General features: G+C 59.3%; 10 protein-coding genes. 6 read left to right on the top strand and 4 right to left on the bottom strand.

Translation table 11 applies throughout. From position 1 onward, the window contains the following. Positions 1-78 precede the first annotated feature (78 nt). The gene (locus NN484_RS23725; protein ID WP_274658051.1) at positions 79-3,546 is read left to right on the top strand and encodes an Ig-like domain-containing protein; all 3,468 of its coding nucleotides are present in this window, start codon (positions 79-81) and stop codon (positions 3,544-3,546) included. A gap of 313 nt (positions 3,547-3,859) precedes the next feature. Here the strand turns inward: NN484_RS23725 and NN484_RS23720 are convergent, their stop codons facing one another. Then, complete coding sequence (locus NN484_RS23720) at positions 3,860-4,252, bottom strand: GFA family protein (protein WP_274658050.1); 393 nt, start codon at positions 4,250-4,252, stop codon at positions 3,860-3,862. 405 nt (positions 4,253-4,657) lie between these two features. Here NN484_RS23720 and NN484_RS23715 point away from each other — a divergent pair, with 405 nt between their 5' ends. The 4 genes from NN484_RS23715 to NN484_RS23700 all read left to right on the top strand — a co-directional run bounded on the left by NN484_RS23715 (position 4,658) and on the right by NN484_RS23700 (position 7,279). Then, entirely contained in the window at positions 4,658-5,023 is a 366-nt protein-coding gene (locus NN484_RS23715) for a DUF6124 family protein (protein WP_274658049.1), read from the top strand. 87 nt (positions 5,024-5,110) lie between these two features. Beyond that, positions 5,111-5,779, top strand: coding sequence for a class I SAM-dependent methyltransferase (locus NN484_RS23710; protein WP_274659332.1), 669 nt, complete (start codon positions 5,111-5,113; stop codon positions 5,777-5,779). Positions 5,780-5,906: 127 nt separating this feature from the next. Next, positions 5,907-6,410 (top strand): VOC family protein, encoded by a 504-nt coding sequence (locus tag NN484_RS23705; RefSeq protein WP_215500833.1) that lies wholly within the window; start codon positions 5,907-5,909, stop codon positions 6,408-6,410. A 35-nt stretch (positions 6,411-6,445) separates the two neighbouring features. After that, on the top strand, positions 6,446-7,279 hold the full coding sequence (locus NN484_RS23700; protein ID WP_274658048.1) for a helix-turn-helix transcriptional regulator: 834 nt from the start codon (positions 6,446-6,448) through the stop codon (positions 7,277-7,279). Between the two features lie 24 nt (positions 7,280-7,303). Here NN484_RS23700 and NN484_RS23695 read toward each other — a convergent pair whose 3' ends face one another. Next, the gene (locus NN484_RS23695; protein ID WP_127651840.1) at positions 7,304-7,891 is read right to left on the bottom strand and encodes a LysE family translocator; all 588 of its coding nucleotides are present in this window, start codon (positions 7,889-7,891) and stop codon (positions 7,304-7,306) included. A 309-nt stretch (positions 7,892-8,200) separates the two neighbouring features. On the opposite strand from NN484_RS23695, the gene NN484_RS23690 reads away from it, so the two are divergent. Beyond that, a complete protein-coding gene (locus NN484_RS23690) occupies positions 8,201-11,809 on the top strand; it encodes a hypothetical protein (protein ID WP_274658047.1) in 3,609 nt (1,202 codons plus the stop codon). A gap of 58 nt (positions 11,810-11,867) precedes the next feature. Here NN484_RS23690 and NN484_RS23685 read toward each other — a convergent pair whose 3' ends face one another. Both NN484_RS23685 and NN484_RS23680 read right to left on the bottom strand, forming a co-directional pair. Continuing rightward, entirely contained in the window at positions 11,868-14,114 is a 2,247-nt protein-coding gene (locus tag NN484_RS23685) for an ATP-binding protein (RefSeq protein WP_215500836.1), read from the bottom strand. After that, complete coding sequence (locus tag NN484_RS23680; protein ID WP_274658046.1) at positions 14,111-14,725, bottom strand: biliverdin-producing heme oxygenase; 615 nt, start codon at positions 14,723-14,725, stop codon at positions 14,111-14,113. The genes NN484_RS23685 and NN484_RS23680 overlap by 4 nt, the downstream gene beginning before the upstream one ends. Between the last annotated feature and the right edge of the window lie 260 nt (positions 14,726-14,985).

Below are 14,985 nucleotides of genomic sequence, written 5' to 3'. Positions count from 1 at the left end.
TCTGACAGTAGCCAGTGCATCTGCTTCTAGCCTTCAATCACTCCGTCGTTCCTCAGCTTCTGGACCGGAGTGCCCGCCATGCTCACCCAACCCCACCGAGACCCCAGCCCCAAGGCCTTGCTGCCACTGGAAATCCCCGACCGCACCCAACCGATCCTCGATTCCGGGGAGTGGGGGATCAACTTTGCCGCCGCGCGGGGTCTGACGCCGGACCTGGGCTTGAAGGTCTACTTGGTGCCATGGGCAAACATGGGGCAAGGCGATGAGGTCTTCCTGCTGCTCAACGGAAACCAAGTTGATCAACGCACCATCGATATCAATGATGTCGGCCAGCGCATCACCTTGTATGTGGCACCCGGCCGACTGCTGACCGGCTCTTATGAGCTGCAATACCGCGTCAAGCGACTCAATCAGGCCCCGGAACTCTCTAACCCGCCAGTCAAAATCTACGTCAAACTGGAACTCCCCGCCGGCACGGATGAAAACGGCAGCGTGCCGGGGCATTCCGAGCTGCACCTGTACATCGATCCGCCGATCATTCAGGACGGCGTGGACAAGGACATTGCCGAGGCCGGCATCGACACCATCGTCATAGCCAAGCCGGGCACCCCCAGTAAACCGCTGTACCCCAATATCGCCGTGGGGGACCATTGCAAATTGAGCTGGGGCGGCTGGTTTGTATTTTCCGAGCCCGTCACCCAGCAACATATCGATGACCCGGAAGGACACCCCCTCAACATTCATGTCGACAAGGACACCATCCTCAACGCAGGCGATACCGGCCCCGAGGGGTTGGCCGTGGTCTTTGAAGTGCATGACATCGTCGACAACCGCTCCGCAGACTGGAGTGCCGAGATACTCATCCGGGTCGACACCGGTAACACACGGCTGGGGGCTGCCATCGTCAAGGAGGCCATTAACAATGTGCTGAACCTGGACACCCTGGGCGATGACTCGGTGACCCTGCAGATTTACGCCACGGAGGTCGATTTCAAACTCGGCGACGTGCCCGTCGCTATCATCAGAGGCACCACGCTGGAGGGCGACCCGGTCGCCATCGAAGTACGTGGCGAGAAACTGACCAACCTGCCGAGCGTCCTCGAACTGAAACTGCCCAACGCCGCCGCGCGGCTGCTGGCCAAGACCCAGGCGGTGTTCAGCTACCGTGTGGAACGCAGCGGTTCGCCAGACCTGCAGGCCAAAGGACGCTTCGTCCATATCATTGGCGAAGCCAAGCGCCTGCTGGCGCCGATTGCCACCGACGCTGAACAGGGCACGCTCGATCCCGAGCTGGCCTTCACCGCGATCATGATTCCGTTTGACGAGGTGATGAAAGAAGGCATGGCCATCGTCCTGCGCTGGGTCGGCACCAAGCTGGACTTGACCACCTACGACCCCGAACTCGCCTGGCACTTCCTCAAAGCCAGCGATATCGCTGCCAAAGAGCCGATCCCCATCATCGTCGAAGGCAACCACCTCAACGCCATCAAGGGCGGGACGCTGGATCTGTTTTACGTGTTGCTGGCCGAGGTCGGCGACAGCATTCTGCGACGTGAATCCATCCACCACGCCCTCCTGCGGGTGGGGGAGCCACTGCTGGAAATGGTGGCGCCCATTGTCCTCGGCGAGCAGGACGGCACGCTGGAACCCGAGGATCTGCCCAACGGCATCAGCCGCCTCACGGCCCCCCGGGCCAGCAACCCGACCAAGCGCGGCGATGAACTGTTCTACTTCTGGGTAGGCTCGGTGACGGGCACAACCTCGGACTCGATTGAAATCACCTCGTTCAATGCCGACAAGGATATTGTGTTTCCCCTGAACGAGGCGTTTGTCAAAGCGCACATCGAGCCCAATCGGAACGGGACGATCACGTCGTGGTACGAAATCCTCAGAGCGGCAACGGAGACCACGCCGGAGCGGATCAGTTATTCGAATCCGTTGGTGTTTAGCGTGGGGGCGGCACTGGAGCTGGTGGCACCGACCATCCTGCAGGCCGAGGCCGACGGCACCACCCTGCAGCCGATCAAAGCCGTGGATGCGTTGACCGCTGTCATTCCATCGGAAGGGGTGCGGCCGAATGACCTGCTGAGCGTGACCTGGACCGGTGCAGCGGGCACGGCGGCGGGCGGCTCGCACACCACTGATCCGAAGCCGGTGAGTGAAAGCGGTTTGAGCATTGAGCTTTTGGTTTCGGTGCTGGCGTTCAACCTGGGCAAAACGGTGACGGTGACTTTCACCTTGACCCGGGATGGCAAGCCCATCATTTCGCCGCCATTGACCCTTAACGTCGGCACCTTGCCAGACTCGGCACTGAATTCACCGAAGTTTGACGACGCCGACGCCAACCACGTGCTGGATGTCGCGGCCCTGGACGGCAAAGACGCCAATATTCGTGCGCTGATTTGGGCACTGATCGCGGTGGGCCAGCAGGTGTGGATGACCCTGGAGGGCCATAAAGCCGATGGTATGGCACATAACCTGCCGCTTTGGACAGGGGGCAGCCACTCCGTCAACACCACCTGGTTCAGCCAGGGCTTTTGGTTGCGCAGTGTCGCCAACAGCTACCTCTCGGCGCTGGGCGATGGCAGCAGCTTGAGGATCAAATTCTGGGTGGCGCTGGATCGGAGTAACCAGCTGGCCAATGCGGTGGCGTTTGCGGATCAGGTTTACACCATTCGGGCCCTTGAAGTCGTGAGGCCGACCATCACCCTGGCCGAAGACTCCAAGGGGGTTGAGATTCCTGAAGCAGGTTTCACCGTCGACACCACCGTGACACTCACGGGGGCGGCCAGTAAAGGCCAGAAAGTCCAGATCCTGGACGGCGACACGCCCAAAGGGGAAGCCACTGCCGACCCAACGAGCGGCATTTGGACCGTTACCATAACCGGCCTGAGCGTGGGTGCCCACAGTTTCACCGCCGAGGCACTGTATGGCTCGAATCCGGTTTCGGCCGCACATAGATTGACCGTGATCGAGCTGGTTATTGTCGATCCGTCTCCTCTGGCCATAACCGGGCTTAACCTGTTCACTGAATCCCCCTACTTCATATTAAGCGGAACAGATGCGAGAGATACATACGCTGATCGACCCGCCCAGAGTGGTATAGCTCCGTTCACATACTCATCATCCGATGACACTATAGCCTCGGTCGATTCCACCGGTAGGGTTAGAAGCACCGGTAACGGGTCGGCGCGCATAACCGTAACAGACCATCTGGGGCGTACTGGCGGGTACAACGTCATATGTTCAGGAGTAGCGGAACTCATCCACGACACGACACCGGTTTTAGACAGCCAAGCGGACAGCTACATCTTAGCTCGCGGCACACGTCTGCCCGAGCCTCCTTATCCGCACATGGAAAAGTTCAGATTCTCGCCCCTTGCAGGTGAGGATTATTTATTTTTCATAGGACGTATTAAAGAGGGCGGCCAAGGAAGATTTGTCAGTGGTTACATGAGATACGACAACCCCTCGTACCAATATTGGATCAACGCCTATTGGCCTCTGGACAACCGGAGGGCCAGTGTGTGCTATATAAAAAATTGATAAAAAAACGATGCTCAATAAGCCATCCGAATAGGTAACTCTCCTATCCCCATAAAGGAGATGAACTTACTTTCGAGAAAAGAGATTATGGGGAGCGGTTTTATTTGTGTAGATATGCACACTATTCAAGTATGGAACAAGCTTGCTCGCGATAACGTCGGTCAGTCACATCGACGTTACATGTCAAACCATAATCGCGAGCAGGCAGTCAATATTGGGCCAACTGAACCACCGCTTTCGCGAGCAAGCTCGCTCCCACATTTGTTTGCGGCGTACAAGCGAATATCAATCCCACAAAGGGTTGTGGCTGCCATTACTCTTCTGTTCGGCCAGTGCTCTCACGGTCACGTTCGTAGTGGTGAGCCAGCGGCAACGCCGGCAGCCAAGTCTCGCGGCGGATAGTCCAGAGTTCATAAGTGGGTGTGAACTGGTTCGGCTCATCCAGCGAACCCACGTTGATTTCGACCTCGTCTCCCGACCGCGTGAAGACCGGAGAGCCGCAGCGCGGACAGAAAAACCGGCCGTTGTAGTCGCCGGTTTTGCCGGTGACCTTCAGCGCATGCTCGGGGAATATCGCCGACGCATGAAACAGCGCGCCGTGGTGTTTGCGGCAATCGAGGCAGTGGCAGAGGCCGACGCGGTAAGGCTGGCCTGAAGCCTCGAAACGCACGTCGCCGCACAGGCAGCCGCCGGTGAATGGATCCATGTCGTACCTCCTCTGTCTGCTCATGCCTTCAGTGTCTAAACGCAATGCCGCACACCCGTTTAAATTACACGAATCGTTACGTCATAAAGGCTACAACGCCTTGCGTCGTTACCTACGCGTACACCAGAATCCGCCGGCTTACACGGCTATGGGGCGGGCTATATCGTTTGCCGGTCACTGAAAAACAGTGATCGGGTTTGGTAGCCCGTTTCATGACAGTCGTATGGTGCCACCTTATAAAGTCTCCTTTGGGGGACTCAGCTTTTATGGTGGCCATGCGTGGGGCTCCTTTGTGAGCGCCGGGTTTTCCTGTCTTGACCGGTCTACCAACCCACAAATGGCCGCCACCCCTCGTTTGGTAGCGAGAGTGATGGCTCTTCATTCTTTCAAGACAGAGTCTCATCTATGTTCAAAATCACACCCAACCCTCCCGCCACCGCCCCAGTCCCCCACGACCCAAGCCTTGACCCACAAAAGGTCAAAGAAGCGACTGATCGCGCCCTCGACTTCTACCTCAACCCCGAAACATCGAAGGCTTGCACCTTCTCGCCCAAAACCCGCCCCATCTACTTCGTAGACCCGACGCTGGATGACGAAACCCTGCTCGTCGAAGCCTGTGAATCGCTGTCGTCGGCCCATGCCATGGCCGGCAATATCGCCAACTCGGTGGGCGGCCCGGAGCGCAAACCGCTGCTGGCGTTGCAACAGTTGATCATGTTGAACGAACTGCTGGTCAATCGCTTGCTGGACAAGCTGCGCGTGCCGCAGTAGCTGCCAGGCCGATCAGTGAGGGGGCTGCCCCTCACTGCTTTGCGGGGTCCATACTGCATGCACCAACCCATCGTTTCGGACGCCGACATGCCCTCCCCCGAATCCACCCTTCTGCAGAGCTGGCACACCAACGCTGATGCCTGGATCGAGGTGATCCGCAGCGGCGCCATCGAAAGCCGCCGGCAGGTCACCGACCAGGCGATCCTGCTGGCCATCATGGGCCGTCAGCCGGAGCGCGTGCTCGACCTGGGTTGCGGCGAAGGCTGGTTGTTGCGGGCACTGGCCGATCGCGGTATCGAGGCGACGGGCGTGGATGGCGATGCGACGCTGGTCGAGGCGGCACGCGCGGCCGGTTCAGCCAACGTGCACGTCGCCAGTTACGAGGCGCTGGTTGACGCCCAGGTCGATATCGGCCGCGATTACGATCTGATCTGCGCGAATTTCTCGCTGTTGCATCAGGACATCATTCCGCTGCTTGCGGCGATGCATGCATTGCTCGTCCCCAGCGGCACATTGATCATCCAGACCCTGCACCCGTGGGCGGCTGCGGCGGGTGATTATCAGGACGGCTGGCGTGAAGAATCCTTCGCCGGGTTCAAGGGCCACTGGCAGCCGATGCCGTGGTACTTGCGCACGCTGTCGAGTTGGCTGAATGCCTTGGACATGGCGGGGTTCAGGCTGGCCGGCCTGCAGGAACCGCAGCATCCGCAGAGCCCAACACCGCAGTCGCTGATAATGGTGGCTGAGCGGCGCTAACCCGGGCAGATCGCTCCCACGTTGTTTGGCCTCAATTGCTCCAATTGTCGATCTACGGCACCGCCACTCGACCAAGGACTGACTACGCTGTTACTCCTGCGTGTCTAACCTGCCGAGGATGACTGCCATGCAACGCTTTCAGAAAATCACGCCGTGCCTGTGGTTCGACGATCAGGCCGAAGCGGCGGCGAAGTTTTACTGCTCGATCTTCGATCATTCGAAAATCACCGGACTGACCCACTACAGCAAGGTCGGCCAGGAATTTCACGGCAAGCCGGAAGGCGCCGTGATGACCGTCAGTTTCGAGCTCGACGGCCAGTGCTTCACCGGCCTCAATGGCGGGCCGATGTTCAAGTTCAGCGAGGCGATCTCGTTTCAGGTCAACTGCCAGAACCAGGAAGAAGTCGACCACTTCTGGGGCAACCTGTCAGCCGGCGGCCCGATCGAGGCGCAGCAATGCGGCTGGCTCAAGGACAGGTTCGGGGTGTCGTGGCAGATCGTACCGGTGGCGTTCATGCACATGATGCAGGACGCCGACACCAGCAAGTCGCAACGGGCGATGCAGGCCATGTTCAAGATGAAAAAACTCGACATCGCCGAACTGGAGCGGGCCTTTGCCGGCCAGAGCTAATACACTCGGGGTCTGGCCTGCCGGGAACAATAACGATGAAACACGCTGCCGCCAAAAACCCTGATAAAGCTCCGCGCTTCTGGCGCGACGACGCCTTGCCGTTTATCGAGGCGCGGGCCATCGCCGATGGCCGTGAGGTCTGCTACGCCCGGCATTCCCATGCGCATTTTTCGATTGGCGCAATCACCGCCGGGCGCAGCATCTACGTGCATGAACACGCGCAGTTCGAAGTCGTGGCCGGCACCGTGGTGCTGATGAATCCCGGCGACGTGCATGCCTGCAATCCGATCGATGACCAGCCGTGGTCGTACCTGATGCTGTATGTGGAAACGCCGTGGCTGACGGATTTGCAGCATCAGTTGGGGTTCAGTGCCGAGCTCGAGTTTCGACGCTTTTCCACCACGCACTTGCAGGAGCCACGGCTGTTTCGCGACCTGCAAGCGCTGTACGACACGCTGGTCGACGAGCAGCAGGACGCACTGCGTAAACAGAGCGCGGCGGTCGAGTTTTTCAGCGATCTGCAGGGGCGCCTGAACCCGGCGGCGCAGCCAGTGCGCGAGCCGAACTTCAAGCTCGAACGCGCCGCCGACTTCATCCGCGAGCACTGCACCGATCTGCTGAGCCTGGATGACATCTGCACCGCGGCACAGTTGTCGCCGTCGTACCTGATCCGCGCGTTCAAGCAGCATTACGGCATGACCCCGCATGCCTTCGTGGTCAACCAGCGCATCCAGTTCGCCCGTGAGCGTTTGCGCAGCGGGCAGTTGATCGCCGACGTGGCGCTGGAAGCCGGGTTTGCCGATCAGGCGCATTTTCAGCGGGCGTTCAAACAGCACCTGGCGGCGACTCCCGGCCAATATCGCGGCTGACAGGCCCGGTGGGCAAAAGCCACCCTAAGGCAACAACAAATACCCCGCACTCACCGCCAGCAACCCGGCCATCACCCGATTGAACAAACGCATCCCCGCCGGATTAGCCAGATAGCCGCGCAAAAACGTCCCGGCATACACCCAGCAGCCGACCGACAAATAACAGATCACCAGATACACCGCCGCGAACTGCCAGACCAGCCGCGCCTCGCCATCGGCGACAAATGCGCCCATCCCCGCCACGCAAGCCAGCCAGGCTTTCGGGTTGAGCCATTGCATGACCGCGCCGTACAGCATCGACGGCGCGCGCCCTGAATCCTTGGCATCGAGTTGACCGTTGTCAGTGGCCAGTTTGAAAGCCATGAACAACAGAAACGCCACCCCCGCCCATTGCACCCCCCGCGTCAACGCCGGCCAACGCTGCAACACCTCATGCAAACCCAGCCCCATCAGTACCAACAGCAGAACAAACCCCAAGGTCGCCCCAGCCACATGCCGCTGGCTCGCACGGAAACCGAACTGCGCCCCCGCGCTCAACGCCACGATATTCACCGGCCCCGGCGTTATCGAGGCGACCAGCGCAAACGCGGCCATGGAAAGCATCAGACTCATCGCACACCTGCTTCAAATTGAAAGGAACATGGCCGACGTTAACGCCAGCCTGCTCACCGGGTATTGAAGAAAACTACCCTGTAAGAATTTCACTCCTCGGCAAGCGTGCCGGAAGTACGCCACTTATATCAATTAACAAAAAATGAACATCGACAATCCGCACGTAACCAGCACACCTGGCGAACTTGAACACAGTTTGAAACCATGCATCAACCTTGCACTATTTTTCACTTGATATAGTCCCCCGGCCATAACGAACACCATCAACTTAGTTCAATCCATCACTTTTCACGGATGAATGCCGCCCGCATGAATAATTCAATTAACCTGTTCAAGCCTTTGCCCGCATCCGCATCGACCCAGGAACGCCTGGCCATTGCCGACACGTTGTCCTCGCTCTACGAATTGTCAGACTCGCCATCGTCGACCAATACCGACCGCGCAGACGATCACGTGGACATCAGTAAAATTCTGGTTAACCTGATTGAAGACAGCGAGTTCGATCACGCCCACCGCTCCGCCAGAACCGTGTTTCGCCAACTGGTTCGGCAGCCCGGATTCATGGCACTTTCCGGGCCGTACGGGCCTGGTGAGGACGTGTTTTTCCTGATCAGCGAAGACGGGGAACTGCTTCAAGCAGAAGTCGCAGCCCCTTCGGCAGCGGACGTTGAGTTCATCAATGTCATCGATACTGTGACACGCGCAATCCCTGATTCAGCCGACACATTAAAACAACTCGCAACCGCGGCAAGATTCACGGGTGGCATTATTTCTTCCAGCCACTACATTCCATTAAAAAACTGGCTGGCATTCCATCAACTGGATATCCCCAACAACATTCAAGGCATTTCCAGCCTCGTCAACTTTCTTAAACTTCAACTTCCAACTCCGCCCCCTTATGGTAACTACTGGGGCTTATCGCAAGACACCGGAGAACCGCAACTAGCGATCAGCACCGATCAACATGGCGCTATCCGTCAGTGCATTGCTCAAGTGATCAACAACAACGGCCCGAAGCCGCAAACCCTGCTCGATTATCTGGCTGACGCCATGCTTGGCAGCACGTTCTCCAAGGCTTTTGTGCAGGAAGACCTCGACCCGAGCTGGGCGTTGATTGTCGACACGCCACAAGCCAAGGCTTTCGCTCAGGCGTGTATGAGCGCCTTGAACCCGCAAGCTCCGGCAACCCAAACACCCCTGACGCACCATCAGCGCAGCGCCTTGCTGGTTGCCGCGATCTTGCTCGACTTCGGACTGGCCGAGGACAGCGCACGCCGCTTCTACCATTCGTTTCACTTGTACGCGCCCCGCTACGTGCAGGCCACCCGCAACGAGATCATCGAAAAGCTCACCGATATCGTCGTCAACTCGTACGGTGTTCAGCCGACCTGCGCACCACTGGCGTTGCAACTGATTTTCGCCGGCCTGGCCCCTGAGTTCCTCGTCGTTACGCCGCCGAACCTGCAATTGGGTTCTTGCGGCTGGATCATGCTGCGCAAATCGGTCCTGCTCGCCGAAAGCGTTGCGCCGGGGCTGTCGCGCCGGATGACTTATGAAAGCCTGAAGACACTGGGGGCCACCGCTCCGGTCAGCCCTGCTCAGCAAGCGCTGCATGACTTGATCATGACCCGCTGCATTCTGGTCTGGAGCGCTATCAACGGGCTTGAACCGGACCCAAGCGAAGACCTGCCCACGCAATGGCTCGTTGAGCAGGCGCTGGGCCGCTACCACACCTTTCAGGGGCAAATGAGCGAAGCCTTGAAGAACATCGCTACGCCTCCGGTCAGTCGCAGAGCGTTGGCCAGGGCTACGATCGAGGGCGCCGGGTTAGACCCCGAGTCCGTCATTCGCAACACGAGCAACCAGGACGAGTCCCTGCTGGATTTGTATCTGGCGCGCAGATTCAGTGCCTACAACAGTGACTGGACCGAGAGGCTGCAACGACTGGAACCTGTCAATACGCTGTACGCCCGAGAAATTGACCGCCAATACCCCCTTCACCAGAAAGGCCTCGGCACGTTAACGCGCCTGGCGCTGATGCAAAGCCAGGTGGCAGATCGCGTCGCCATCGAGCAAGGGCATCTGGCGCTGTATCGCCTGATCCGGGTTCGTCCGATCAGTTCTGCGGGGCTGATTCGCAGCGAGACTGACGTTCACGCGCCCTACGGGGTGATCCTGCTGAGCAAGGTCAACGAGGACATCTGCGCCTACGAGCTGTTTCCGCTGCAGGGGGCGTGCCGGGAGAACCAGACCCTGACCCGTCAGTTCAACGCGCGGCCCCTGTGGCTCGAGGCCGATGCACAATTCGATTCGCAAATCGTCCTGTACGGGGCATCCATGGACCCGGCCTATTTCAACGGCAAGGCGCTGGACAGCCGTCCAGATCCGCAAACGCATGATTTCGTGCTGGAGCGTTTTGCTCAATTCGACAGAGCGGATTTCATCAATTACCAGCGCAGTCCAATGCAGAGTTTTGAAAGCCAACGCTTCCAGGCGATCGCTGAACAATTGGTCAAACATAATCCACCGCTGCCCTACAACGCGTTCTATGCCATGGGTTATGACCAGACCACAATTGAAGCCAGCAACGAGCGATGGGAGCAGGCATTCGAGACGATTCTGAACATCATCATTCCGTTCAAGGAGTGCATCGAAGGCCTGGCATCCGGCAAAGAGGACCGCCGCAGCAGCGCGCTGTTCAGCTGCGTGATGGATGCGACCCTGGTGCTGTTTGCCTTTGTCGGCGCCGCGGGCACGTTCGCCAAGGCGCTGAGCAGCAGTGCCAGATTGCTGAACCTGAGCAAGGTTGGCGGGCGTTTTGTACTGTCACTGTTCAACCCGCTGGACGGTGTCCCGCAACTGCTTCAGAGCGGTGCAAAACTGCTCGGCAAAGGCGCTTTCAAGCTGGGGCATTATGGTCTGTCGATCACTCAACTGGGGGCCGGACAATTGCGTCGGCTGACGAACAGCACCAGTGGTTCCTACGACCTGGTCAAGGCGTTGAACAAGACCGGCGCGGCCGCGGAAATTCGCATGGGTCTGCCGACGGTGGCCCATGCCCGGGCACTGTTCAAGGATGACACGTTGGAAACGGTCGAGCAGGTTGTCGCGCGATTGAGTGAAAAAAATATTTCCTTACCCAAGGATGCGTCAGTGTTCGAACTTGAGCACCTGTTCAATAACAGCATCAGAGAGGCCGCCATTCCATTGCGTTCAGTTCAGGACCTTGAGTCATCGATTGGTTCCACAGCCGTGAACGATCTACTGACAGCGTTCATTGAAAGCAAACCTGGCCGTTTCAATGGCACGTACTTCACCATTGGGGCACACGACTATGCGCAAACATTGGGTATCGTGGCCGAGATCGAGGCGAAAAAAATCACCTACCTGAAAAACCATCAACAAAGTGTGCTGGCCAAAGATCTCGGAAAAGCCCCCTACAGCGATGTCATGCCCGAATCCTCGTTCAACCCTGAAGGTTTGATCGACAACTCCCAGCGCGCCGCTGCGTGGATGCTGCAAGGTTCTACATCCGCAGGTAATGACTTTGAAAACATCGTGGCGGTCCTGCGCGAATACACGAACAACAAAAAGTCACTACTCGACCCACTCCTCATCCAGGAAATTCACGCACGACTGGTACCCGACCTGGCCGGTTCCATCCGACAGGCCGGCGCTCCCACCAAATATGGCAGCAGCACCACCGGTTTCGCGTTGCTCGAGCAGCACTTGAAAACCCTGGACGCCACGCATCAGCACGTTGACAAACACCTGCTTGCCGCCATTGCGGGGTTCCAGGGCTTCGGTGATGGAAACGGTCGCACCGCCAGCGCCGTTTACGCGATCAGTCAGCTGCGAAACCAGCAATTCACGCCGATGCCAAAACAGGTATTTCTGTTATTGAGCGATCTGGGTTAACCATTCTCGCAATAAGGCCACGCAACCCGCGCCCTGAATCACAGGGCGCGGGTTTCTTTCACTCCCCCACCACCCTTAACGGCACCGTAAACCGAAACTCCGTGCCCTCACCCGGCTCACTGCTGGCCTCGATCCGCCCGCCATGGGCTTCGACGATGCCCTGAGTGATGTACAACCCCAGCCCGGTGCCTGTCGGGTTGCCCTCTTTCACCGTCCAATAGCGGTCAAACACATGCGGCAGGTGTTCCTTGGGAATGCCTTCGCCGGTGTCGCGCACGGTAAACACGATGTCTTTGCCGTCAGACTTCGCCACCACGCCCACCGAGCCCTTGCGCGGAGTGAACTTGATGGCGTTGCCGATCAGGTTCGACAGCACCTGGAACAGCCGCTCCGGGTCGGCATGGATTTTCAGGTCAGCGTGGGCCTCGAACGAGATGTTGATGTCCTTGTCCAGCGCCAGCGGGCCGAGCAGCGACTGGGTCTCTTCGAACATGTGCGCGACATTCAGCGCCTGCGGTGTGATGGTGTAGCGTCCGGCGTCGATCTTCGAGGTGTCGAGCAGATCTTCCAGCAGCGTGTTCATGCGCCCCGCCGCCTGTTGCATGGTGTCGATCGCCGTGGAGATGCGCCGTGAGGTGTGCGGACCGTCGGAGCTGAAGGTTTTCTGCATCATGCCGCACAACATCGAAATCACCGTCATCGGGTTGCGCAGGTCATGCGAGACCACCGCCACCAGCTCATCGCGGGCGCGCACCGCCTCCTGCTCGCGGCGTACCTGACGGGCCAGGTCGTTTTCCAGTGCCGAGCGGCGCAGATCATTGGCCGCAAACAGATCGCCGTGGCTCCACTTGGTGGAAATCCCCGCCATCTCGACTTTCCAGATTTCGAACGAAGTGCGCGGGCGCAAGCGCAGGCCGGCGTCGGAGTTTTCCAGGGCCAGCGGCTTCTTCGGATCGCCGCTCCAGTTGATGTTTTCCTTTACCTCGGGACGAAACCACAGCACACCGTTGTCCACCGGCTTGGGCAGGCTCATGGCGAGCACACCGCTGGCCACTGGTTGAAACTGCGCGGCCGGCGGGTAAACGCTCGCCAGGTGATGGCTGGCGAACACCGGCTCGCCGCCGTCCTGCAACCACTTGTGCAGGGCGCGGATGTCGTCCGGCTCCGGGCAGTTGCCGTAACGGTGCAATTGCTTGTCTTCGATGATCGCGATGCCCCCGGCCCCGGTCAGCGCCATCAGCATTTGCGGCTGTTGCGCCAGGCCGTCGAAGACGTTTTGCGGCGAGTCAATCATCGCTTGGTTGAGCAGTGCCAGCGCCTCGATCTTTTCTTCGCGCTGGCGGCTGATTTCCAGCGCCTCCATCGCGCTGATCTGCAGCGACAGTACCTGGCCGATGGTCTGGCAGGCGCTGCGCAGTTCATGCGGCACGTGCAGCGGCTGACGATTGCCGCAACTGATCAAGCCCCACAGCTTGTCGCCCTTGAGCAGGGAAATGCTCATCGACGACAGCACCCCCATGTTCTTCATGTACTGGCAGTGAATCGGCGAGACGCTGCGCAGCGTGGCGAAACTCAGGTCCAGCGCGGTCTGGGTGTCCGGGCGCAGCTTGGGCACCAGTGGCACTGGCTGGTAATCGGCATTGGGGATGATCCGCAGCCAGTTGGTGCGGTAGAGCTCGCGCGCCTGCTCGGGAATGTCCGAGGCCGGGAAGAACAGACCGTTGAACACTTCCATCGACGGATCCGACGCCTCGGCAATCACCTGGCCGTGCCCCTCCTCCTCGAATCGGTAGATCAGCACCCGGTCGTAACCGGTCATCGCCTGGATTTCCTTGACGCTGATGTCGTACAGCGCCTGCAGCGTGGTGGCCGCTTGCAGACGCTGGAGCATGCGCCCCAGATGGGTCTGGTTGCCGGCCACATTCCGCGGCTGGAAGTTCTCGACGTGGATTTCCAGCTCCAGAATCAACACGCCTTGATGGCGATGCAACAGGCCCTCGAAGGCAATGCCGTTGAGGTGAAAATGCAGCGGTCCCGCGTCGGAGAATGCCGGTTGCTGCAAGGCTTCGCGCACCGCCTCGGCGTGAGCGTCGCCGATCAGGCTGTGCAACGGCTGGCCGATCAGCCCCTGCGCCGGACGGGCCAGCAGAGTCTCGACATTGGCACTGACCTGAATGATCTCCAGCGCAGGCTCGCTCAGGGTCAGCAACAGGCCGTGGGGCTGGATCGCCCCGGGAAAGCGGATCGGTTCGTCGGCACAGTTGGCCAGCAATTCTTCAAAGGCTTCTTGGTCTTGCGCAGTCATGCCAGTACCTCCCGGCTTTCGAGCCAGCGCTCGAAACAACTGAATGTGGTTTGGGCCGCCGCAACTACGGCGGCGCGCTCGGCGACGTCCATCAGGCGAGCGCCCAGGTATTCAATGAAATCGCGCCAGCGGCGGCCGGTGGCGGCGCCGTAGACGTCGAGGAAGGCTGCGCCGTTATCGGCATCCAGGCTCAAGCGCGTGGCGATTTCACGGCGCAGGATCTGCCCGCCCAGCGTCGCGCCTTCGAGCACGTACAACACGCCCAGGCACGCGGCGCTGGACTCGATGACCGGTAATTGGCGACAGAGCGGCAAGTGCTCCAGCCCCTCGGGCGATTCGCCCAGCGCGTGCAGATCACGCTGCAGGGTTGGCGTCTTGAGCCGTGGGGCAATATCGAAATCGGCGGGAATGCAGGCGCTGGCGAGCAGTGCGGATTCCAGTGGCCGGTAAAACCCGTAATAGGCTTGCATCAGCCGCCGGAAGGCGTTGGCATCGAGTTGTTCGGAGAAAAAGGGAAGGCGTTTTTCCAGTGCGATGTGCAGTTCGGCAGTGCCGGCTCGCAGATCTTGCAGCACCGGTGGCACATAGACTTCACGGGCCTTTGCTTGCATGTAGATCGCTCTAGGTGGGGCCGCTTCGGGGCCGGCGGGGTGTTTGCAACGTCGCCGCATAGTACACGGCGAACGCCTTTTCTGACTGGGCGCACAGTTTTTTACTGAAGAAACCATCGCTTTCTGACTTTTCAGAGTTCCGCCGAATCGGAAAAGTTCGATGCGCTTAAAGGAGGGCTGTCGATGCTGTACCGCGACAGCACCGCGTGACTGTACGGGTCGCGCCGCCCGCGGGCTGTGATAAAAATGCGCCTCCACCG

Source organism: Pseudomonas serboccidentalis (assembly GCF_028830055.1).
GTDB classification, from domain to species: domain Bacteria; phylum Pseudomonadota; class Gammaproteobacteria; order Pseudomonadales; family Pseudomonadaceae; genus Aquipseudomonas; species Aquipseudomonas serboccidentalis.
The sequence above is the reverse complement of the archived record's forward strand: the minus strand, read 5'-3'. Positions and strand labels throughout refer to the sequence as shown.